Here is a 20313-nt window from a genome sequence, read left to right on the forward strand (position 1 = left end):
GGATGGGTTGGGAAGTCACGACGTGGGGCGAGGTCGTCGAGCTCCGCTACGGCAAGGCGCTGCGCGACTATCGGGACGGAGATGGAACCGTGGCCGTCTATGGCACTAACGGCCCTGTGGGCTCCACCAACGTGCCTCAAGCGAAGGGACCGGGCGTTGTCGTCGGCCGTAAGGGAGCCTATCGTGGCGTCCACTACGCACCACGGGATTTTTGGGTTATCGACACTGCTTTCTACATCGCTCCGAGGCGGCCCCTTAACATGCGGTGGGCCTACTACGCACTCCAGTTAGCGGACATAAACGGATTGGACGCGGGTTCGGCCATTCCGTCAACTACGCGTCAAGCCTTCGCTGGACTTCGCGCACACGTCCCCCCACTCGGTGAGCAACAGGCGATCGCCGAGGTGCTGGGCGCGCTCGATGACAAGATTGCCGCCAACACTGCCCTCGCCGAGACGACGGAGGCCTCCATCGCCGTGGCGTACACCCTCGCGTCGCGCGATGGAGTGACACATAGGCCGCTATTGGACGAGCTTGTAATAGAGTTCGGGGAGCCCTTCGGTGGACCACAGTTCAGTCAGCCTGGAGTGGGGCGGCCGTTGATCCGGATTCGGGACCTTAAGACTTTCAAGTCGCAAGTCTGGAGTACCGAGTCGCGGCCCAGGGAAGTGGTCGTGGCGGCCGGCGACGTTCTTGTCGGCATGGACGCCGAGTTTCGCGCCACTCCTTGGCTCGGAGAGCCAGGCCTCTTGAATCAACGAGTGCTCCGTGCTCGCCACACGACCCTCGGCCGCGCGCTCGTACGGGAGATGCTGCGGCGTCCTCTCGCGGAAGTTGAGAGTGAAAAATCTGCTACAACAGTGATTCACCTGAACAAGGCTGACCTCGCACGAAAGAGGGTGGGTATGCCGCACTCTGATGCGCTCGCTGCTTTTGAACGGCTGGCTGAGCCACTCTACGAGGCGCGTATCGCGCTCGCAGTCGAGAACCGCACCCTCGCCATGACTCGCGATGCGCTGCTCCCACAACTCATGTCGGGCAAGCTCCGCGTTCGCGGTGCCGAAGCGGCAGCATCCGAAGCCGGCGTGTAAACGCGCCAAGCACGACGAACTTGAAGGGAACACGCTTGACTTCGCTCAGCGAGGCCGACTGGGAACACGACGCGCTCGAGACGCTTGCCGAGCCACTCGGTTGGCTCCCGGTCCGGGGTGAGGACATCGCGCCCGGTAGCGGGGAACGAGAGACCTGGGACGACCCGGTCATCCGCCCCCGCTTGCTCGAGGCCCTTCGTCGCCTGAATTCCAGCGTCCCCGGCGAGTACCTGCAACAAGCAGTTGCTGAGATCGCGTCGCCGAAGTCGCAGGACGCGATCACCGAGAACCAACGCATCCACGACTACCTCGTCGGCGGGTATCCGCTGAGCTACATCGATCCAGACGGGGTCGAGCAGAACCCGCGCCTGCGCCTGCTCGGAGCGGACCCGTCCGAGAACGACTGGCTCGCTGCCAACCAGGTCACTCTGCGGCAGGGCGATGTGCATCGCCGGTTTGACATCGTGCTGTTCATCAACGGGATGCCGCTGGTCGTCGTCGAGCTCAAGCGCGCGGGTTCGGCATCCACCGGTGTCGCGCCTGCGCACGCGCAACTGCAGACGTATCTGCGAGAGCTTCCGATGGCGTTCCGATTCTGTGTGCTCACGCTCGCGAGCGACGGGCTCGAGGCGAAGTACGGCACCCCGTTCACGCCGCTCAACCACTTCGCGCCGTGGAACGTCGATGACGACGGCGTACCACTGAAACAGCCACGCATCGAAGGTGGCGTGTCGGTCGAGCCGATCGATGACGCCCTCAACGGCCTCTTCAATCAAGAGCGGTTCTTGCAGCTCGTCCGAAACTTCACCGCGTTCGACGAGAACTCTGACGGGCTCACTAAGCGCATCGCGAAGCCGCACCAGTACTTCGCGGTGACGAAGGCTGTCGGATCAACTGTCCAGGCGGTCGAGACGAACGGTAAGGCCGGCGTGGTCTGGCACACCCAAGGGTCGGGCAAGTCGATGGAAATGGAGATGTACGCGAATCTCGTATCGCGGCATCCGAAGCTCAAGAACCCGACCGTTATCGTCGTCACTGACCGCACCGAACTCGACGGACAGCTGTTCCGGACGTTCGACCAGAGCTTGCTGCTGGCCGAGAAACCGGTGCAGGTTCGCGAACGAAAGCAACTCCGTGACGAGTTGCGCAACCGGGTCACTGGTGGCATCTACTTCACGACGCTGCAGAAGTTCGGACTGAACGAAGCCGAAAAGAAGTCGGGTACGCAGCATCCGCTGCTCACCGACCGGCGCAACGTGATCGTCGTTGTTGACGAAGCGCACCGGAGTCATTACGACGACCTCGACGGGTACGCCCGGCACCTGCGCGATGCCCTGCCGAACTCAACGCTCATCGCGTTCACCGGAACCCCGATCTCGTTCGCCGAGCGCGACACCCGTGCGGTCTTCGGTGAGTACATCGACATCTACGACCTCTCACGCGCAGTCGACGACGGAGCAACGGTCCCGGTGTACTTCGAACCGCGGCTCATCAAGGTCTCGTTCGCGAACGGCGCCAATGAGGAAGCCATCGACACCGCGGCCGACGAGTACACGCTCGGCCTCGATGACACGGAGCGGGCTCGGCTTGAGGCATCCGTCGCCGTCGTCAACGCCGTGTACGGTGCCTCCGAGCGCATTGAGACCCTCGCGGCGGACCTCGTGATGCATTGGGAGGAGCGGCGCGAACGGATGAAGCCGTTCCTCGAGTCCCCGGGCAAGGCGCTGATCGTGGGTGGCACGCGTGAAATCTGCGCACGGCTCTACTCGGCGATCGTCGGCCTGCGTCCCGACTGGCACTCGGATGCGCTCGACCAAGGCCGCATCAAGGTCGTGTACTCGGGGTCTGCGTCGGATGCGCCGCCGGTGAGCGGCCACGTGCGGCGCGACTCGGAGAACAAGGCGATCAAGGCACGACTGAAGGATGCTTCGGACGAGCTCGAACTCGTCATCGTCAAGGACATGATGCTCACCGGGTTCGACGCCCCGCCGCTGCACACCCTCTACCTCGACCGGCCACTCAAGGGGGCGTTGCTCATGCAGACCCTCGCCCGTGTGAACCGGACGTTCAAGGGAAAGCAGGACGGACTGCTGGTCGCCTACGCACCGCTGGCCGACAACCTTGCCAAGGCACTGTCGGAGTACACCGTCTCGGATCAGGAGAACAGGCCGATCGGCCGGGACGTCGACGAGGCCGTCGGCATCGCATCGGAGCTCGTGGCGCAGATCCGCGAGATGCTCGCGGGCTGCAACTGGCGGTCGATCGCTGCTAAGGGAGGTTCTCGTGCATGGCGCACTGCCGCGACGACCGCGACGAACTACCTCCGGGATGCCGCCGACCCGCTGAACGCGGTGGAGCTCGGGGCCGAGCGGTTGTCGGCACGGTATCGAGCGGCGACGGGTCGCCTGGCGCGCGCGTGGGCACTCGCGTCGGGACGTGCCGGCCTCGCCGAACTGCACGATGAGATCGCCTTCTACGAAGAGGTGCGCGTGTGGATGGCGAAGTTCGATGCCGCTGAACGACAGTCCCGCGATGAGCCGGTCCCTGAGGAAATCTCCCGGCTGCTCGGCTCCCTCGTCGCGGACTCGATCGCGCCAGGCGACGTGCTCGACATTTACGACGCTGCCGGCCTCCCGCGCCTCGCGCTTGACGACCTCGGGCCTGAGTTTCTCGAGAGGGCGCAGGCCGCGCCGAATGCGTTCCTCGCGATAGAGGCCCTGCGCAAGTCACTGACCGACGCCGGTTCCGCCGCGACCCGCGGCAATGTGGTGCGGCAGCGGGCGTTCTCGGAGCGGATCGCCGAGATCTTGAACCGATACACGAACCAGCAGCTCACGTCGGCCGAGGTGATCGCGGCGCTGGTCGAACTGGCGAAGGAGGTCGCGGCCGAGGCATCCCGAGGCTCGCACTTTGCTCCGCCGCTTTCGAGCGATGAACTCGCCTTTTACGACGCTGTCGCCACCAGCGAGTCGGCGGTCGATGTGCAGGGCGAGGACGTGCTCGCGCAGATCGCCCGAGAGCTCGTCGCTGTGATGCGTCGTGACGTGCGCACTGACTGGACCGTACGCGACGACGTCCGTGCCAAGCTGCGGTCATCGATCAAGCGACTGCTGGTGAAGTACAAGTACCCGCCGGACAAGCAGCCCGACGCGATCAAGCTCGTCATGGAGCAGATGGAGTCGATGGCTCCGCGCTACGCCACCGAGCGCGAACGCTAGGAGCTTTCCGATTGCAGGATCCGGCTCGAGTGCATTATGCGCGCTGCGGTCGAGCAGGTTCATGAGCTGGGCGGCCTCGAGAGTGGAGACGAGTTCGACGTCGTTGAGGGCGAGTCAGCGGCCCCGGTCGAGACGTTCTCCAGCTCCTCGTGGAGGTCGCCCGTGGCGGAGGCATGCGAGGAGCGGGTGGCCGGGCTTCTTGAAGTGCTGGCCGGCCCGGTGCTACGACCGCGTGCTTGAATCGGCGCATGGCACTCTTCCGACTGGAGCCCAACGCGCTCGTCGAGCAACCGCCTGCCACGTTCCGCGAGCTGCACTTGTACGAGCGCGGGGACATCCAGCGCTTGCTCCGCGCGCAGCCCGAAGCGCTCGGAGAGGAGCTGCTGGTCATCAGCGAGGAGTTCGGCAACTGGGAGGACTCACGGCGTCGGATCGACCTCCTCGCGCTCGATCGTGCTGCGAACCTCGTCGTCATCGAACTCAAGCGGACGGAGGACGGGGCCACATGGAGCTCCAGGCCCTTCGTTACGCGGCGATGGTCTCCTCGATGTCGTTCGACGAGGTCGTCGAGGCGCATGCGGCGCGTCAGGCTCGTACAGGAGCCGGCGTGAGTTCGAGCACGGAATCGAGAGCGACCATCGTCGACTTCCTCGAGGTTGCTGAAGGCGAGAGCGTCGCCCTGTCGTCCGACGTCCGCATCCTGCTCGTGTCTGCCGATTTCAGCAGGGAGATCACGACTGCGGTCCTGTGGTTGAACCGTTTCGAAGGGATGGACATCCGGTGCATTCGTCTGCGGCCCTACGAGCTCGACGGTCGGATCATCCTCGACATCGATCAAGTCACCCCGCTGCCGGAAGCGGCTGACTACCAGGTCCGCATCGGCCGGAAGGACGCGGCGCGAGCACGCCAGCCTCGGCCTGACGGTCGAGATTTCACCAAGTACGTCGTGGCAGCCAGCGGAAAGGAGTCGCCGGTGCTCGCGAAGCGCAACGCGGTCCGCTGGATGGTCGAAGTGTTGGTTGACGCTGGCGCACGTGTTGCCGACCTCCGATCGCTGTTCGCCGATCGGGTGTTCCGAGAGCTTCCGGGCACGGTCGCCCCGGGGGACGCTTGCGTTCGCGCACTTCTCGACGCTGAACCGAGGACTGACGTCAAGCGATACTTCACTGATTCCCCCGTCCACCAGGACGGCAAGACGTTCGTCATGTACAGGATGTGGGGAGTCAACACTGAGGAAAGCCTCGAGAAGCTGCGTGCTGCTTTTCCCGCTGCGGGGGCGTCGTTCAGAGCGGTCCGGCCGGAGGACGATTGAAGTCGACCAGTGGCTTGGCCGTCATTCCTGCTGATCGCCGTACCGCTCACGCAGCTCCTTGAGTACAGCTGTCTCCAGCTTGTGCACGGAGCCGTCGATCTCCGCGGTCTTGAGCGCTACGTCGAAGAGATCTGCGAGGTCACCGGACTCCTGGTCGAGTCGGCGCCATACGTCGTCAACATCGAGGTCGATGACGTTGGCGAACTGCTCGTCGGCGAAATCGTGCTGATCGTGCAACTGCTCGACCAGCTTCCGCATGAACAGGGCCTCGTCGTCGGTGACCTTCCCGTCGGCGAGCACCATCATCCATGCCACCCACAGCATGGCGCGAGGGTGATCCGTTCTCGAAACCGCACCCGTCGCTGCCTCGTCGACGCGAGCATCATTCTTGAAGACCGCGCGAGCATGCTTGCCGGCGATGATCGTGGAGTAGTAGTTCAGCGCGACCGATACCGGCACTCCGACGACCGGGATTCCGATCTTGATGACGTTCCGCTGCAATAGGAATCTCCCGACGACGGGCAGGCCACGTGCAGCAGTCAACACCCCCTTCGAGTAGAAGGCCTTGACCAGCGGCCTCACCAAGGCTGGAACTACCTTCGTGACGCCCTCGCTCACGGCCTGTGCGCCTCGAATCGTGAAAGCAACTCTGATCAGCTTCCACAGGTCATCCGGGTCCTCGACGTCGAGCGGGACTCGGTACAAGACAGCGATGTCGTAGGCGAGGTGCAACTGCAGGCGTGCGATGTATGCGACGTCGACGAGCAAGGTGATGCCTGCTGCGGGGAGCGTCAGCGGTGAGGCACCGCCGACAGTGCCCAAAGTGGCAACGATCGCCGCCGAGTAAGCGCTGGCGGAGAGCCCGCCCTCGAGCGCGGCGTACCGGGCCGCCATCTTGATCCTCTGGTCGACGACTGCGTCTGCTGGCACCCCCTTGTAGCGCTCTTGGAAGTACGTGGCGTCCACCTTCTGCGTGTAGGCGTTCAGCGCGTTGCTCATGAGCTTCGAGAACCAATTCCCCGACCTGATGTCGTCCCCGGTCAAACTCTTGACGAAGTTCTTGAGTTCCTCGCGTTCCTGCTCGACAGTGGCTCGCTCTTCCTCGGTGGCATCAGGCTGGGCGGGCTGGGGCATCATGGTCTCCTACTGAACAGGTGAGGGGCTGACGCCCTCCGCCATCCTGACGCATTCTCGTGTGATTGGAGAACGGAATGCGCAAATCACAGTCACCAGTCGTTGGAGCTGGTCCTGTCCACTGCCCTTCGTCCTGTGTCGACGATTGCAGCCCACCGGTCAAGCTCTGCCTCGACTGAGGCGGCGGCCGTGTCGACCGGGTTGGGCTCCCAAAACCGCAGCACCCGCCAGGCTTCCGACACCAAGATCGCCTGGTTCTGTGCGTCCCGCTGACGATTGGCGAGCAACTTCCGACGCCACAGCTCGGCGTTCGCCTTCGGCAAGTGGGCGTGCTCCTCGCAGAAGTGCCAAAAGCACCCGTCGACGAAGACAGCGATCCGTGCACGTGGGAACACGAGGTCGGGCCGAACGCGCCACCGACTGCTCACGGGCCGGTCGACGAAGAACCGTCGCCCTCGGCGGTGCAGCTCACGACGGAGGGCGAGTTCGGGCGCGGTGTCTCGCCGACCGAAGCGGGCCATGTACCTCCGACGAGCGTCGTCTGCTTCCCAGGTCTCCACGCTCCGATCCTCGCCTGATGACTGTCCGGGCGAGGATCGGAGCGATGGTCTGTGAACGGATCGGCGGTAGATCGCGGTGTGGAGGAACGGGCGATCAGCGCGAGTCGGCCGCAGTCGCTCCGACCGGCGAGACCGGCACATCGAACGGCGTATCCGGAGCGACAGGGTCACCGGACGGCACAGGCGACTGCGCCTCCAGATCAGCCCGCACCGAGTCCGACACCCCGAACAACAACGTCGCCACGAACCCCACGACGTACGCCACCACGAGCCCCGACCCGTACCCGAGCAGCGCCCAGCCGTACCCGGACGAGCCGTTCAGCAGCGGGATGAGCGACAGGTCCGAGGCCCCGATGGCGATCGCCCCGACGGAGTGCCCGAGCTGGTCGAAGAGCCCGACGACACCGCCGCCGAACGCGCCACCGATGCACGCGGTGATGAACGGCCGACCGAGTGGGAGCGTCACGCCGTAGATCAGGGGCTCGCCGACACCGAGGAACCCGGCCGGCAGCGCGCCACGGATCGTCCGCACCAGTGAGGCGTTCGACCGGAACCGCACCCACAGCGCGATGCAGGCTCCGATCTGGCCGGCACCACCCATCGCCAGCACGGGCAGCAGCACGGTCCACCCGGTCTGGTCGATCAGGGTGGTGTGGATCGGGATGAGTCCCTGGTGCATGCCGGTCATGACGAGCGGCAGGAAGAGTCCTCCGAGCACAAAGCCGGCGAACGCCCCGCCGTTCGCGAGCAGCCAGGTCGCCGCGGTCCCGATCGCGACGGAGACGACACCGGCGACGGACATGAGCACGCCGAGGGTGATCGACCCGGCGACCAGGACGGTGACGGTAGGCACGACGATGAGCGCGATGACGTCCGGCGTGACCCGGCGCATGGACCGCTCGACATACGCGGCGAGGATGCCGCCGGCCAGCGCACCGAGCACACCGCCCTGCCCGGGAGCCAGGGTCTCGCCGAACACAGTGACGTTCGCGACGCCGGCCGCGACGATGATGCCGCCGACTGCGCCGCCGAGGATTGGCGTGCCGCCGAACTCCTTCGCGGCGTTCATCCCGACGAACACGGCGAGCAGCGACAGGAACCCGGACGAGAGCACGCCGAGGAACGGCGTCAACGCTGGCATCCACCCCAGGTTCGTCAGGATCCCGTTGATCCCGGCGATGAGCCCGCAGGCGATCAGGGCGGGGATGAGTGGGATGAAGATCGCGGAGATCTTCCGGATCGCGCGCATGGTGCGGCCGTCGGAACGGGACCGCGCGGTCGCCTTGATGGACGCACCGCGAGCAGCGAGCTCCTCGGGCGACGCACCAGGCCCACCAGCCGCAGCCGGCGGGGCGGCCGTTCGTAGGGCCTCCAGGCCGTCGGCCACGCGGTCGACGAGACCCGGGCCGAGCACGATCTGCAGGTTCGAGCCGGCCGCGATGGCGGCCATGACGCCGTCGGTGGCCTTGAGGTCCTCGAGCGCGACGGACGAGTCGGACACGACCTCGACCCGCAGGCGGGTCATGCAGTTCTCGACGTCGGCGATGTTCGCGGAACCGCCGACGGCGTCGAGGATCTGCTGGGCGAGTTGCTGTGCATCGGGCATTGCTGTGCTCCTCGGGGGAAAGGAAACGGAAAAGGGAACGGGGTCTACAGCACGGCGCGCAACGAGCCGGCAGCAGCATCGAGGCGAGCACGCACGTCGGTAGCCGAGGCGCCGGTCAGGATCACGGCGATGGCGGTCTTCACCTCGCCGTCCGATGCGTCGAGCGCTGCCTGGACCTCGGCGGGGCGAGCGCCCGTGACGTCCTGCACGAGCGAGAACGCCCGGGCGACGAGCTTCGCGTTCGTCGCCCGCACGTCGACCATGCGGTTGCCGTACGTCTTGTGGCTGCGCACCATCGCGAGCGTGGTGAGCATGTTCAGCACGAGTTTCTGCGCGGTGCCCGCCTTCAGGCGGGTCGACCCGGCGATGAACTCGGGGCCGACGACGACGTCGATGGCGATGTCCGCCTCCCGCCCCGCGGCCGAGTCGGGATTGCACGCGACGGAGACCGACAGGGCGGAGCGGCGCCGGGCCTCCAGGATGGCCGCGATCACGTAGGGCGTCCTGCCGGACGCGCTGATCCCGACGACCACGTCGTCGGCCGTCAGGCCGAGCGCGTCGAGGTCGCGGACGGCGGCTGCTTCGTCGTCCTCCGCGCCCTCCACCGCGGTGGTCAGGGCGGGGTCTCCGCCGGCGATCACGCCGACCACCTGGCTCGGGTCGGTACCGAAGGTGGGCGGGCACTCGCTGGCGTCGAGGACGCCGAGCCGGCCCGGCGTGCCGGCGCCGACGTAGACGAGTCGCCCACCACGCGCGAACGCTGCGGCGATCGAGTCTGCCGCCAAAGCGATGGCCGGGAGGCACGGCTCCAGTGCCGCAGGCACGCTGCGGTCGCCGGCGTTCATGCGCTGGGCAGCTTCCAGCGTGGAGATCGTGTCGATGTCGTCCAGCGAGTGGTCGGTCGCCTCGGTGGTGAGGGCCGCGAGTTCGTCGCGGAGGGCGTCGTGGGTTTCGTGCGTCTGGTTCATGGTGGTGCTCAGTTCCGGTGGTGGGTGCGGACGGCGTCGCGGCTGCGGGCGAGGAGCGGCTGGGAGCGCTCGTCGGTGCGCTGCGCGACGACGATGAACAGGGTGTCGACGATGGCGAGCTGGCTCATCCGGCTGCCCATGGCCGCGGGGCGCAGGGCGCTCTCGGCACCGGCCACACCGAGCAGGACGTGGTCGGCGGTGGTGGCGAGCGGGGCGGCGGCGTGGCCGGTGATCGCGACGATCGTGGCGTGCTGGGTGCGGGCGGCGTGGGCGACCTCGAGGGTCTCGACGGTGGAGCCCGAGTGGCTGACGAGCACCAGGACGTCGTGCTCGCCGATCACGCTCGCCAGGGTCAGAGCGTTGTGCGGGTCGTCGGCGATGGAGCTCACGATGCCGATGCGTTCGAGCTTCAGGTGCAGGTCTCGGGCGACGATGCCGCTCGCGCCGACGCCGTACAGGACGACGCGGCGGGCATCGCTCACGGCGGCTGCCGCTGCCTCGAGCGCGTGCGGGTCGAGTGCGGCGCGGGTGTCGGCCATCACCGCGCGGACGTCCTCGGTGACCTTCGCGATGACGGTGGCGACGTCGTCGTCGACTGCAACCCCGGCGTGGATCTCGGTGGACTCACGCTCGTGGATCCCGCGTTCGACTGCTCGGGTCATGCTGCGCTGCAGGGCGGCGAAGTTCGCGAAGCCCAGGTGCTGAGCGAAGCGGGAGACCGTGGCGGGGGAGACCCCGGCTCGACCGGCGAGGTCGGTGGCGTTCGTGGTGGCCGCGGCTGCCGGGTCGTCGAGGACGGCGTCGGCGATGGCGCGCATGCTCGACGGCATGCTCGCCGACTGGGTGCGGACGAGCGCGAAGGCGTCGGCGCGCTCGGATCGCTCGGATCGCTCGGGCCGCTCGGTGATCGTCATCCCGCCATGAAAGCGTCTTTCGTAAGCAAGCGCCAGTGCTGAAAGTAAATTGCGTGTTACGTCGTTGTGCCCGGCCTGTGTGCCAGCGGACTGACGATGGCGGCGATCACCAGGGGGAGGACGAACGCCCACGACGCCGGGTCGGTGTTCGTCGACACGACTCCGGCCCATCCGGCTGGTTGATCCGGGATCCCGCGACCGAACAGCGCTGCGACGAACAGGTAGAGCACGCCCGGCACGGACTGGAACCGGTCGCCGAGCACGGCGCGACTGGCCAGTGCGAGTGCGCAGAACGCGATCGTGTTCCGGGCGGTCGCGACCGCGGCCTCGGGTTCGGCGCCGACCGCGAGGCCGATGCTCGCGGTGGCTGTCACCAGCGCGACCACCGCGATGACGGCGGCCAGCTCGAGCAGGTCCGTCCGCCGAGTGGGCGCGGGGAACGGTGCGCGGGTGACCGAAGCGCTCGTCGTGATGGCGATCACCAGCGGGAGCACGGCCGCGACGGGGATCAGTGCGAACGGTGCGCCGCCGCCGAATGAGGGGAAGAGCATGCCGATCGGGCCGAGCGCGATCGAGAGCACCGTCAGGGCGGTCGTGAGTCCGAGCAACGGCAGGGTGCGGTGGACACGCAGCCACCAGATCACGAGGACGGCACCGGGATGTGGCCGACCGAGCAATCCGTCAGCCGGTCGATCGTCGCCGTGACCCACGCGGCCTGAGCGGGGACCGGAGCACGACGGAGGGCTCGCAGAACGTCGGGGTCGTCCAGCTCGAGGGCGGGTTCCACCTGGTCGGCGTTCACGATGCCCTCGGCGGCGACGTCGATGAGCCATCGGTTGGCGACGGCGGCATCGTTGCGGCGTTCGGCATCGTCCTCCTCGGTGCCGCAGTACGCCACCTCGGCGTCGCCGAGCAAGGAGGTGGTGATGCTGTGGAGCACGTCGGCGTCGGTCATCCGGACCTGGACGATCATGTTCAGGACGTCGGCCGTCGATGGCGCGTTGCTCGCGCGGATGGTCGACGGCACCGTGATGCCCGAGCGGCCGAGGTTCTCCGCAGCCTTGCGGATGACGGATTCTGAGTTGCCGCTGTCGCGTTGCTCCGGGAAGAGGCAGATCGTCGGCGCCGCGCCGCTGCAGATCGCCTGCGCTTGCGGGCGGTCGACGATCGGTGCCGCGCCGAGGCCGGAGCCGGCGGTCAGGGCGACGAGGGCGATCGCGATGAACGAGCTCGCGCCGATCTGGAGTCCGAACCGGCGCGCACGGTCACCACTCGAGCGTCGAGCGACCGCGATGACGAGCAGACTGCACCCGGCGAGCAGACTGAACGCCGTCGCGATGACCGGTGCCCGGGTGTCGAGCGCGGTCTCGACCGAGCAGCAGTCCGCCATCACGAGTCCGGCGAGGTACCGGAGCGGGAAGTAGTCCACGGACCAGGTGAAGCCGAGCCAGCTGTACGAGACGAGCAGGCTCAGCGGGATGGACGCCACTGGCGGGAGCCACCGCCCCAGTGCGAATCCGATGCAGCTGTGGAAGAACAGGATCCCCGCGAAGGCGAGGCCGACGAGGGGCGACGGGCCACCGGGAGCGCCCCAGGTGTCCCGACTCATGAGTGCGACCGCGACGAGCTGGAGCAGCAGACCGGCGGCCAGTGGTGTCCACAGGTGATCGGTGACGACTGCTGCACTGGATCGGCTGCTGGACTCGATCACGGGCGCAGCCAGACGGAAGCGCTTCCCTTCCCAGGCGCCGGCCGTGGCCGCCACTCCGCACGAGAACACCAGGTAGATCGCGGAGCCGGCCATCGCCGCGGGCCAGTAGCCGGCGACGGTCGTCTCATCTGCGAACTGCACGCTGTAGGCGACGACGCCGAGCAGCCCTGGAGCGAGGAGCCACACTGCGGCTCGGCTGCGCCACGGGATGATCGGGCGCATCAGTCGTCCTCACTCGTGAACCGCGCGTACGAAGCGGTGATCGCCTCGGCGGGCGAGAGGTCTGCGAACGGCTCGGTGAACGACGCGACCGAACCAGCGAACGGCACCCGGCCGTCGACGAGGACGGTCACGTGGTCGTAGGTCGTGGCGACGTCCTCGGTCTGGTGTGTCGAGACGACGACGGACACTTCCGTCGGCAGGTTCTGGATCACCCGAGCGAACCGCGCGCGCTGTGCCGGATCGAGTCCGGCCGTCGGTTCGTCGAGCAGGATCCACTGCGCGCCGGACACCAGCGCGCCGGCAACGCCGAGCCGCCGGATCTGGCCGCCCGACAACGACGACGCTCGTGCGTCGGCTCGGGTGGCGAGATCGACGGCGGTCAGCGCGGCCGTCGAGCGATCCCAGGCGTCGGCGCGCGACAAGCCCTTCAACCAGCCGCAGTAGGCGACGTGCTCTCGAGCGGTCAGGCCGGGGAAGGCGCCGCTCCGCTGCGGAAGCCATGCGACGCCGCGGCGGTACAGTCGGCGGTTTCCGCGCGTCCCCGGTTCCCCCAGTCCCTCGATGTTGATCGTCCCGGCGCGGGGGCGGAGCGTGTCGGCGACGAGCCCGAGCAGGGTCGACTTGCCAGCGCCGTTCGGCCCGAGCAGGACGCTCGCTCCGGTCGGGAACACCGTCGACAACCCGGAGAGCACCGTGTGGTCCCGCCGGTACCCGAAAGTCAGTTCGTCGATCTGTATGCCCACTGCGCCCCCTTGAAACTTTGTACTGGTGTTTCACCGTACCGGGTGGAGGATCGCCTCAGGGCTACGAGGTGCGGCAGGCCTCCTGAGTCAGCGCTGGCGGGCGGCTGCTTCGGTGGCCGCCTGCACGTAGTGCCGGCAGCTTCGGGACTGGTGGAGGAAGAGTGGCGTGAAGACGACGGCCGCAACGAGGAGCGTGCCGCAGAGGATCCGACTGAAGACGGCAGAGAAGGGGTCGTCGCCGACGAGGTTCGGGAGCTGCGGACCAACGACGCCGAGGCAGAGCAGCAGGAACTGGCCGAGGGCGATCGGCTGGTAGGCGGCGCGGAGACGGGCGAGGTCGACCGCCCGTCGTGCGAGGTCAGAATCGGCTGGTTCGATCGGGGTCCCGCTCGCGATCGCCTGCGCGAGCGTCTTCCGGCCCAAGCGCGAGAGTCCTTCGATGGGCGCCTGCATCTGCGGAGTCAGCCGGAGTGTGGTGGCGACGAGCGAGAACGCCCCCGCGAGTCCTCCGACCGCCACCGTGCACCCGATCACGACGATGGGCCATCCCGGGCCTCGGCGCGCGTCTCCGAGCAGGATGACGACCACGACGCCCACCATCAGGCCGACGATTCCGCCGGCCAGGATGATCCAAGCCGTCCTGCGCCAGGCTCGGCGGGCGATCGCCTCGGGTGTCTCTGGTGCCTCCGTCGCGGTGGTCATACGACGGAGACCGGAGTGTCGGTGCGGCGTTCGTTCTCGGCAGTGGCGGCATCCGCGTAGCGCCGAGCTCGGCGGCCCCGGACGACCAGCAACGGCACGACGAACACCATTTCGATGACGAAGAGCGCGAGGAAGATCCGGCTGATGATCGCGTTGCCATTGCCGGTGACGACCCGGGCGAACTGGGGAGCTGCGGCTCCTGCGAACAGCATGAGGTTCTGGACGAGGATCAGCCCGTTGAACGCGGCGGTCCCGCGGGCGAGGGTGAGCGCGCGGTGCTGCAGTTCTGGGCCTGCGTCCTCCTCGAGCGGAACGCCCGAGCGGATGGCTCCCTTGATGATCTTGCGACGGTCTCTCGTGAGGTCCTCGGTCGCCTGCGTGATGATCGACGACGCGCGTGCCGTGGCTGGGAGCAACGAGAGCATCCCGGCCAAGCCGACGAGCACGGCGACGCACGTGCAGATCGCCAGGGCGACGGTCCAACCGTCCTCGTCCCGCGAGGTTGCCCAACCGGCCACTGCCCCCGCGACCGCGGCGATCGCCACGACCAGGGCGGTACGACGCCACGCGCGCCGGATGATTTGTTCGTCTTCCCCCACCCGCTCACCCTACGGGGCGGGGCAGAGCCGTGTTCTGGAGCCGAGCACCTGTCGGACGCTGGCGGTGCGGTCGAGGTGGGGCGGGCCTCCAGGCCGGACGCCGTCAGGCGACGCCGCGCCGCGGACGGAAGACGCCCGCCCGGATCAGCCACACGTAGAGCAGGCAGCCGATGCAGACGTCGAAGACGGCGTTGAGGAATGCGGCGACCAGGGCGACCGCGGCACCGATCGGAGCGGCGTACGGCACGCCGAGCAGCGCGAGGAGCAGGGCGACCGCGGTCACGAACAGGCCGACCTGTTGGGCGAAGGTCGGGGGTTCCGGGGCCTCGAGTTCGGCGGGCGGGGCGAGGCGTGGGCGGACGACCCGTCGGAAGAGTGCGCCGTAGGGGTGTCGGCGGATGCCGGCGATGCCTCCGACGGCGAACAGCGCGACGATGACCGCGAGCAGCACGATGCCGGCGACCCACGTCTCGGGGATCAGCGTGAGGACGATCGTCGCGGCGAGGAGCACCGTGGTGATGGCGGCGCCGAAGCGTGGGGAGCGCGGGTCGATGCCTCGGTCGGTGTCGTTCGTGGTGGTCATCGGGACTCCTGGGTGCCGGTCGTGTCTGCGGTGCCTGTGGTGCCTGCGGTTCCTGCGGTCAGGACGGTGGCGAGGGCTGCGGCGAGCTCGTGTGGGCGGGGTGGGCCTCCGAAGCGGGTGCGAACGGTCCGGGAAGCGTCGACGAGCAAGACCGTGGGGGTCTGCAGGACGTTGAAGCGGCCCGCCAGTCCGGGGTGCTCGGCGAGGTCGATCTCCAGTCGGGTGACACCGTCGTGTCGGGCTGCGACGGAGTCCAGGTGCCGGGCGGTCGCGGGGCAGCGGGCACAGGTCGGAGTGGAGAACTGGACGAGGGTGGCGCGCGTGCCGAAGGCTGTCGGCGGGGCGAGGTCGGCGACGGTGCTGGCGGTGCCATCGGCTGAGGGCCGGCTGGGCTTCGCGCGGCCGGTCCTGGAGCGGAGGAGCAGCCCGAGGACGGTGGCGAGGGCAAGAACCCCCGCCAGCACGGCGACGGCCACGATGACGGTCATGGTGCGACCGTACGTCGTGGTGCTGTCCGCACGGAAGCACGTGTCCGTTCGTGACGGGGCCGGGCGGTCAGGCGGCCCGGCGCAGCCGTCGCGTCGTTCCGTCGGCAGGCGAGCGTCCCACCAATGTGGGGACACCTTCGCCTCGAATAGGCATACGTTTCCAGCGTCGGCAGCGGACGGCTCGCCTGCCTACGATCGAGAGTGTGAGCTTCGACGTGACACCTGGGCGGTACCGGCACTTCAAGGGGAACGACTACGAGGTGGTGCTCGTCGCCCGTGATGTGGAGACCGAGGAGCCCGTGGTCGTGTACCAGGCGCTCTACGGCGAACGCGGGCACTGGGTCCGCTCGCTCGCCGACTTCACCGCGCACGTCACGCGCGACGGGTATGACGGGCCGCGGTTCGTGCGGATCGGCTGACCGCCCGGCGACCCGACGGGGTCGGTGTCGGTGCTCGCCCCTAGGCTTTCAGCGCACCGGAGAGCAAGGGGGAACGCATGCAGATCGGCGTCGACGGGCACGTGCTGCTCAGCCCGAGTGACCTGAGCACGTGGTCGGCCTGCGAGTGGGCGTTCCTCCGCCGCCTCGACGCCAAGCTCCTTCGCGGGGAAGCCCTGCCGGACGTGCACGACGACATGCTCGAGCGCACGGCTCGGCTGGGGGACCAGCACGAGCTCGACTACCTCGACATCCTCAAGCAGACCCGCAAGGTCGTCGAGTTCGACCGCCCCGCCCCGCCGGACTACGCACGCGCCGCAGCCGAAGCACGACAGGTCTTCGCCGACGGGGCCGACGTGCTGTACCAGCCGACGTTCCACACAGCGCCGACCGCCGACGCCCCCGGGTTCATCGGCTTCGCGGACTTCATCATCCGCAACGACCGCGGCGAGTACGAGGTCTACGACACCAAGCTCGCCCGCCACGCCAAGATCAGCGCCCTGCTGCAGCTCGCCGCGTACGCCGAGCAGATGCAGGCGCACGGCATCCCCACCGGGCAGCAAGTGCACCTGGTGCTCGGCGACCGGACGACCACCACGCACGACCTCGCCGACATCGCGCCGGTGTACCGCACGCAGCGCGCCGAGCTGCGGCGGGTCATCGCCGAGCGCATCGCTACCGACGAGTCACTGCAGTGGGGTGACCCGCGGTACTCCAGCTGCGGGCGCTGTGCGATCTGTTCGACCCAGGTCGCCGAGCACCGCGACCTCGTCCTCGTCGCGGGCATGCGCCTGGACCAGCGGGCGAAGCTCATCAAGCACGAGGTGCGGACCATCGACGACCTGGCGGTCCGAACCCGGGCAGTGCCGGGCTTGTCCCGCGCGACGCAGGATCGGCTGGTACGGCAGGCGAGCCTCCAGATCGAGTCGGAAGACGCGCGACGGAAGGGCGCCGACGGGCCGGGCCGGCCCGTGAAGCCGCGCTTCGAGGTCCTCGACGCCCGTGCGCTCGACGCGATCCCGGCACCCGACCCGGGAGACGTCTTCTTCGACTTCGAGGGCGACCCGCTGCACACCGAGGACGGCGTGCACTGGGGCCTCGACTACCTGTTCGGCCTGGTCGACGACCGCGCCGAGTTCACCGCGTTCTGGGCGCACACCATCCGCGACGAGCGAGTTGCGCTGGAGCAGTTCCTCGCGTTCATCGAGGCCCGGCGGCAGCAGTACCCGGGCATGCACATCTACCACTACGCGGCCTACGAGCGGACGCACCTGCTGTCGCTCGCCGCCCGGCACGGGGTGGGTGAAGAGGCCGTCGACGACCTGCTGCGCGCCGGGGTCCTGGTCGACCTGTACCCGATCGTCCGGAAGGCCCTGGTCGTCGGCAGCCACAGCTACTCGATCAAGAAGCTCGAACCGCTGTACATGGGCTCGGACCTGCGCGAGAGCGACGTCACGAACGCCGCGGACAGCATCACCGCCTACGTCGAGGCGATCGAGGAGCTCCGGAACGGCGACGCCGCCGAGGGGCAGCGGATGCTCGACCAGGTCGCCGACTACAATGCCTACGACTGCCGCTCGACCCTGCGCCTGCGCGACTGGCTCCGCTCGCTGCGCACCGACGACCCCAATGCGGCCGACCCCGCGCTCGAGCTCGAGGTCCCGCCGATCCCCGTCGAGCGCGAGCCCAATCCGGTGTACGTGGCGCTGGCCGCGCAGCTCGAGGACGTCGACGCCCTCGACCGCACCCCTGACCAGACCGCGTTGGCGCTCGCCGCAGCCGCGATCGACTACCACCGCCGCGAGGCCAAGACCTTCTGGCAGGACCACTTCGACCGCCTGCGGAACCCGGTCGACGACTGGGCCGACACGCGTGACGTCCTGGTCGTGGAGCGTGCGTCCGTCGAGCGCGACTGGGACACGCTGCCGCGTGCCCGCTCGCAGTCGCGGGAACTCCGGTTGTCGGGGACGCTCGCGCCCGGCTCGCGGCTCCGGCCTGGAGGCACGCCCCACCTGGTGTACGACGACCCACTTCCGCCATCGGTCGCCTCCCCGGGCCCCGGGTCGAAGGGGGCGTCGTCGCGCGCCGTGATCGTGGACGTGTGGGACAACGGGGATGCCGTCGAGGTGCTCGTGAAAGAGGGACTGCCCGTCGGCGGCGAACCGCACCACGAGTTCCCGGTGGCCCTCGCCCCGTCGGCGCCGCCCCGCGCGAAGCCCCAGCCCGAGGCGATCGCCTGGTGGGGTCAGGCCGTGCTCGACGAGCTGCCGGCGATGCTGCCCGACCCTGCGCTCGACCTGCTGCGTCGGGTGCCCCCGCGTGGCCCGATCGTCCCGGTGCAGGGCGACGACACGGTGTCGGCCGTCGTGTCGACCTTGCTCGGCCTCGACCGGTCGTACCTGGCGATCCAGGGCCCTCCCGGCACGGGCAAGACCTACGTCGGCTCGAACGTCGTCGCCCGGCTCGTCCGCGAGTACGGCTGGCGCGTGGGGGTCGTCGGCCAGTCCCACGCGACGTCGGAGAACTTCCTTGCCGCCGTGGTCAAGGCCGGCGTCCCCGCGGACCGGGTCGTGAAGGTGCCGAAGTCCGGCGCGACCGAGGACGAGCTCGAATCCGCAGCCTGGACCCCGGTGAAGAACGGTGCCGCGGTCGCCGCGTTCCTGTCCTCAGGCGAGGCCTCGGGCACCGGCGGTGTCGTCGGTGGCACGGCGTGGACCTTCGCGAACGAGTCGACCATCGAGCGTCGATCCCTCGACCTGCTCGTGGTCGACGAGGCCGGACAGTTCTCCCTCGCTCCGACCATTGCGTCGTCGGTCGCGGCGACTCGGCTCCTGCTGCTCGGGGATCCCCAGCAGCTGCCCCAGGTGTCGCAGGGCTCGCACCCGGAGCCCGTCGACGAGTCCGCGCTCGGCTGGCTCGCCGACGGACAACACGTCCTGCCGCCCGAGTTCGGGTACTTCCTGGCCCGGACCCGCCGCATGGAGCCCGCGCTGACCGAGTCCGTCTCCGCTCTGTCCTACGACGGGCAGCTCGCCTCGATGGTCTCCGGACGGCACCTCGACGGCATCGACGCGGGTGTGCACCCCGTGCCGGTCGTCCACGCGGGCAACACGACGTCCTCTGCTGAGGAGGCCGCTCGGGTCGTCGCACTCGTCGGTGACGTCGTCGGCCGCACGTGGACGGACGGTTCCGACACCCGGGCCCTGACCGACGAGGACGTCATCGTGGTGGCGCCGTACAACGCGCAGGGGGCACTGATCCGGCAGGAGCTCGACCGCGCTGGCTTCACCGGCACCCAGGTCGGCACCGTCGACCTGTTCCAGGGCCGCGAGGCCGTCGTGTCGATCGTGTCCCTGGCAGCGTCGAGCGCGGCGGACATCCCACGCGGCCTCGACTTCCTACTCATGCCGAACCGGTTGAACGTGGCGATCTCGCGGGCGAAGTGGGCGGCCTACCTCGTGCACTCGCCGGCGCTGACCACCGGACTGCCCCCGTCGATCGCGGGCCTGTCCCTGCTGTCCCGCTTCATCGAGCTCGTCGAGCCGCGCCCGCAGGCTGTCCGAGCCTGACCGCGAAGGCGAGGGACATGCTGGAGGACTGGGCGAGCCGACCCTCGCCGTGGCGCTCTCGGGCGTCGACGGCGGACCTCGTCGTGACGGTTTCACTGTTCGTCGCGACGGCGCTGACTGGGATCGCCGCTGTGCTCATCGGGTGGGTGTTCGCCGGACTGTCGCAGTACAGCTGTGACTGGGAGACGTCGACGCGTCCTTGCACGCCGTGGGTCGCGTGGCTCCCGAGCCTGGTCGAGAGCATCGTGCTCGTCGCCGTCTTCGTCGGGGGTGCGGTCCTGGCCGCACGGGTTCGTCGGACGAGGCCGCAGGGATGGGCGGTCGCTGTCGGCACCGCGACCGTCATGGCGATCGTGGTGTCCGTGACCTGGGTGGTCGTCGCGGAGCACGCCGGCTGAGTCAGCGCTGCGTGACGGTTCTGGTTCGCGAATACCGAGGATCGTGAACCAGAACCGT

General features: G+C 68.4%; 19 protein-coding genes. 7 read left to right on the forward strand and 12 right to left on the reverse strand.

From position 1 onward, the window contains the following. Nucleotides 1-2 precede the first annotated feature (2 nt). The 4 genes from DEJ06_RS12200 to DEJ06_RS12220 all read left to right on the forward strand — a co-directional run bounded on the left by DEJ06_RS12200 (nt 3) and on the right by DEJ06_RS12220 (nt 5621). Complete coding sequence (locus DEJ06_RS12200; protein WP_111113935.1) at nt 3-1091, forward strand: restriction endonuclease subunit S; 1089 nt, start codon at nt 3-5, stop codon at nt 1089-1091. Nucleotides 1092-1126: 35 nt separating this feature from the next. Then, nucleotides 1127-4309, forward strand: coding sequence for a type I restriction endonuclease subunit R (locus tag DEJ06_RS12205; protein ID WP_111039466.1), 3183 nt, complete (start codon nt 1127-1129; stop codon nt 4307-4309). Between the two features lie 248 nt (nt 4310-4557). After that, entirely contained in the window at nt 4558-4920 is a 363-nt protein-coding gene (locus tag DEJ06_RS12215; RefSeq protein WP_111039468.1) for a hypothetical protein, read from the forward strand. Further along, the gene (locus DEJ06_RS12220; RefSeq protein ID WP_146245849.1) at nt 4857-5621 is read left to right on the forward strand and encodes a hypothetical protein; all 765 of its coding nucleotides are present in this window, start codon (nt 4857-4859) and stop codon (nt 5619-5621) included. Before DEJ06_RS12215 ends, DEJ06_RS12220 begins: the two co-directional genes overlap by 64 nt. 21 nt (nt 5622-5642) lie before the next feature. Here the strand turns inward: DEJ06_RS12220 and DEJ06_RS12225 are convergent, their stop codons facing one another. The 12 genes from DEJ06_RS12225 to DEJ06_RS12275 all read right to left on the reverse strand — a co-directional run bounded on the left by DEJ06_RS12225 (nt 5643) and on the right by DEJ06_RS12275 (nt 15851). Further along, complete coding sequence (locus tag DEJ06_RS12225; protein WP_220036965.1) at nt 5643-6755, reverse strand: TerB family tellurite resistance protein; 1113 nt, start codon at nt 6753-6755, stop codon at nt 5643-5645. A gap of 92 nt (nt 6756-6847) precedes the next feature. Next, entirely contained in the window at nt 6848-7315 is a 468-nt protein-coding gene (locus DEJ06_RS12230; protein WP_258372486.1) for a very short patch repair endonuclease, read from the reverse strand. 94 nt (nt 7316-7409) lie between these two features. Next, entirely contained in the window at nt 7410-8921 is a 1512-nt protein-coding gene (locus DEJ06_RS12235) for a PTS transporter subunit EIIC (RefSeq protein WP_111039472.1), read from the reverse strand. A 44-nt stretch (nt 8922-8965) separates the two neighbouring features. Continuing rightward, complete coding sequence (gene murQ, locus DEJ06_RS12240) at nt 8966-9889, reverse strand: N-acetylmuramic acid 6-phosphate etherase (RefSeq protein ID WP_111039473.1); 924 nt, start codon at nt 9887-9889, stop codon at nt 8966-8968. A gap of 8 nt (nt 9890-9897) precedes the next feature. Next, nucleotides 9898-10803 (reverse strand): MurR/RpiR family transcriptional regulator, encoded by a 906-nt coding sequence (locus DEJ06_RS12245; protein WP_181436834.1) that lies wholly within the window; start codon nt 10801-10803, stop codon nt 9898-9900. Between the two features lie 56 nt (nt 10804-10859). Then, on the reverse strand, nt 10860-11447 hold the full coding sequence (locus tag DEJ06_RS18080) for a hypothetical protein (protein WP_146245850.1): 588 nt from the start codon (nt 11445-11447) through the stop codon (nt 10860-10862). Then, nucleotides 11444-12736 carry a hypothetical protein gene (locus DEJ06_RS12250; RefSeq protein ID WP_111039475.1) on the reverse strand — a complete coding sequence of 431 codons (1293 nt, stop codon included), beginning with the start codon at nt 12734-12736 and terminating at the stop codon, nt 11444-11446. Before DEJ06_RS12250 ends, DEJ06_RS18080 begins: the two co-directional genes overlap by 4 nt. Continuing rightward, entirely contained in the window at nt 12736-13479 is a 744-nt protein-coding gene (locus tag DEJ06_RS12255) for an ATP-binding cassette domain-containing protein (protein WP_220036505.1), read from the reverse strand. Before DEJ06_RS12255 ends, DEJ06_RS12250 begins: the two co-directional genes overlap by 1 nt. 87 nt (nt 13480-13566) lie before the next feature. Continuing rightward, entirely contained in the window at nt 13567-14181 is a 615-nt protein-coding gene (locus tag DEJ06_RS18310) for a hypothetical protein (RefSeq protein ID WP_181436835.1), read from the reverse strand. Then, the gene (locus tag DEJ06_RS12265; protein WP_146245851.1) at nt 14178-14780 is read right to left on the reverse strand and encodes a hypothetical protein; all 603 of its coding nucleotides are present in this window, start codon (nt 14778-14780) and stop codon (nt 14178-14180) included. Before DEJ06_RS12265 ends, DEJ06_RS18310 begins: the two co-directional genes overlap by 4 nt. 103 nt (nt 14781-14883) lie before the next feature. Next, complete coding sequence (locus DEJ06_RS12270) at nt 14884-15363, reverse strand: DUF4395 domain-containing protein (protein ID WP_111039477.1); 480 nt, start codon at nt 15361-15363, stop codon at nt 14884-14886. Beyond that, nucleotides 15360-15851, reverse strand: coding sequence for a thioredoxin family protein (locus tag DEJ06_RS12275; protein WP_111039478.1), 492 nt, complete (start codon nt 15849-15851; stop codon nt 15360-15362). The genes DEJ06_RS12270 and DEJ06_RS12275 overlap by 4 nt, the downstream gene beginning before the upstream one ends. A 203-nt stretch (nt 15852-16054) precedes the next feature. On the opposite strand from DEJ06_RS12275, the gene DEJ06_RS12280 reads away from it, so the two are divergent. The 3 genes from DEJ06_RS12280 (at nt 16055) to DEJ06_RS12290 (ending at nt 20255) form a co-directional block, all read left to right on the forward strand. Next, nucleotides 16055-16270, forward strand: coding sequence for a DUF1653 domain-containing protein (locus tag DEJ06_RS12280; protein ID WP_258372487.1), 216 nt, complete (start codon nt 16055-16057; stop codon nt 16268-16270). Nucleotides 16271-16347: 77 nt separating this feature from the next. Next, nucleotides 16348-19857, forward strand: coding sequence for a TM0106 family RecB-like putative nuclease (locus tag DEJ06_RS12285; RefSeq protein ID WP_111039479.1), 3510 nt, complete (start codon nt 16348-16350; stop codon nt 19855-19857). An 83-nt stretch (nt 19858-19940) separates the two neighbouring features. Beyond that, nucleotides 19941-20255, forward strand: a complete 315-nt coding sequence (locus DEJ06_RS12290; protein WP_146245852.1) for a hypothetical protein — start codon at nt 19941-19943, stop codon at nt 20253-20255. The last annotated feature ends 58 nt before the right edge of the window (nt 20256-20313 follow it).

Origin of the sequence: Curtobacterium sp. MCLR17_051 (genome assembly GCF_003234395.1) — a bacterium.
Classification (GTDB): Bacteria; Actinomycetota; Actinomycetes; order Actinomycetales; family Microbacteriaceae; genus Curtobacterium; species Curtobacterium flaccumfaciens.

What these genes read in the sequence shown, in the direction of transcription:
- DEJ06_RS12285 (WP_111039479.1), top strand. Translation starts at nt 16,348, where the DNA reads ATGCAGATCGGCGTCGACGGGCACGTGCTGCTCAGCCCGAGTGACCTG.
- DEJ06_RS12225 (WP_220036965.1), bottom strand. Translation starts at nt 6,755, where the DNA reads ATGCCCCAGCCCGCCCAGCCTGATGCCACCGAGGAAGAGCGAGCCACT.
- DEJ06_RS18310 (WP_181436835.1), bottom strand. Translation starts at nt 14,181, where the DNA reads ATGACCACCGCGACGGAGGCACCAGAGACACCCGAGGCGATCGCCCGC.
- DEJ06_RS12270 (WP_111039477.1), bottom strand. Translation starts at nt 15,363, where the DNA reads ATGACCACCACGAACGACACCGACCGAGGCATCGACCCGCGCTCCCCA.
- DEJ06_RS12215 (WP_111039468.1), top strand. Translation starts at nt 4,558, where the DNA reads ATGGCACTCTTCCGACTGGAGCCCAACGCGCTCGTCGAGCAACCGCCT.
- DEJ06_RS12245 (WP_181436834.1), bottom strand. Translation starts at nt 10,803, where the DNA reads ATGACGATCACCGAGCGGCCCGAGCGATCCGAGCGATCCGAGCGCGCC.
- DEJ06_RS12200 (WP_111113935.1), top strand. Translation starts at nt 3, where the DNA reads ATGGGTTGGGAAGTCACGACGTGGGGCGAGGTCGTCGAGCTCCGCTAC.
- DEJ06_RS12275 (WP_111039478.1), bottom strand. Translation starts at nt 15,851, where the DNA reads ATGACCGTCATCGTGGCCGTCGCCGTGCTGGCGGGGGTTCTTGCCCTC.
- DEJ06_RS12220 (WP_146245849.1), top strand. Translation starts at nt 4,857, where the DNA reads ATGTCGTTCGACGAGGTCGTCGAGGCGCATGCGGCGCGTCAGGCTCGT.
- DEJ06_RS12250 (WP_111039475.1), bottom strand. Translation starts at nt 12,736, where the DNA reads ATGCGCCCGATCATCCCGTGGCGCAGCCGAGCCGCAGTGTGGCTCCTC.
- DEJ06_RS12235 (WP_111039472.1), bottom strand. Translation starts at nt 8,921, where the DNA reads ATGCCCGATGCACAGCAACTCGCCCAGCAGATCCTCGACGCCGTCGGC.
- murQ (WP_111039473.1), bottom strand. Translation starts at nt 9,889, where the DNA reads ATGAACCAGACGCACGAAACCCACGACGCCCTCCGCGACGAACTCGCG.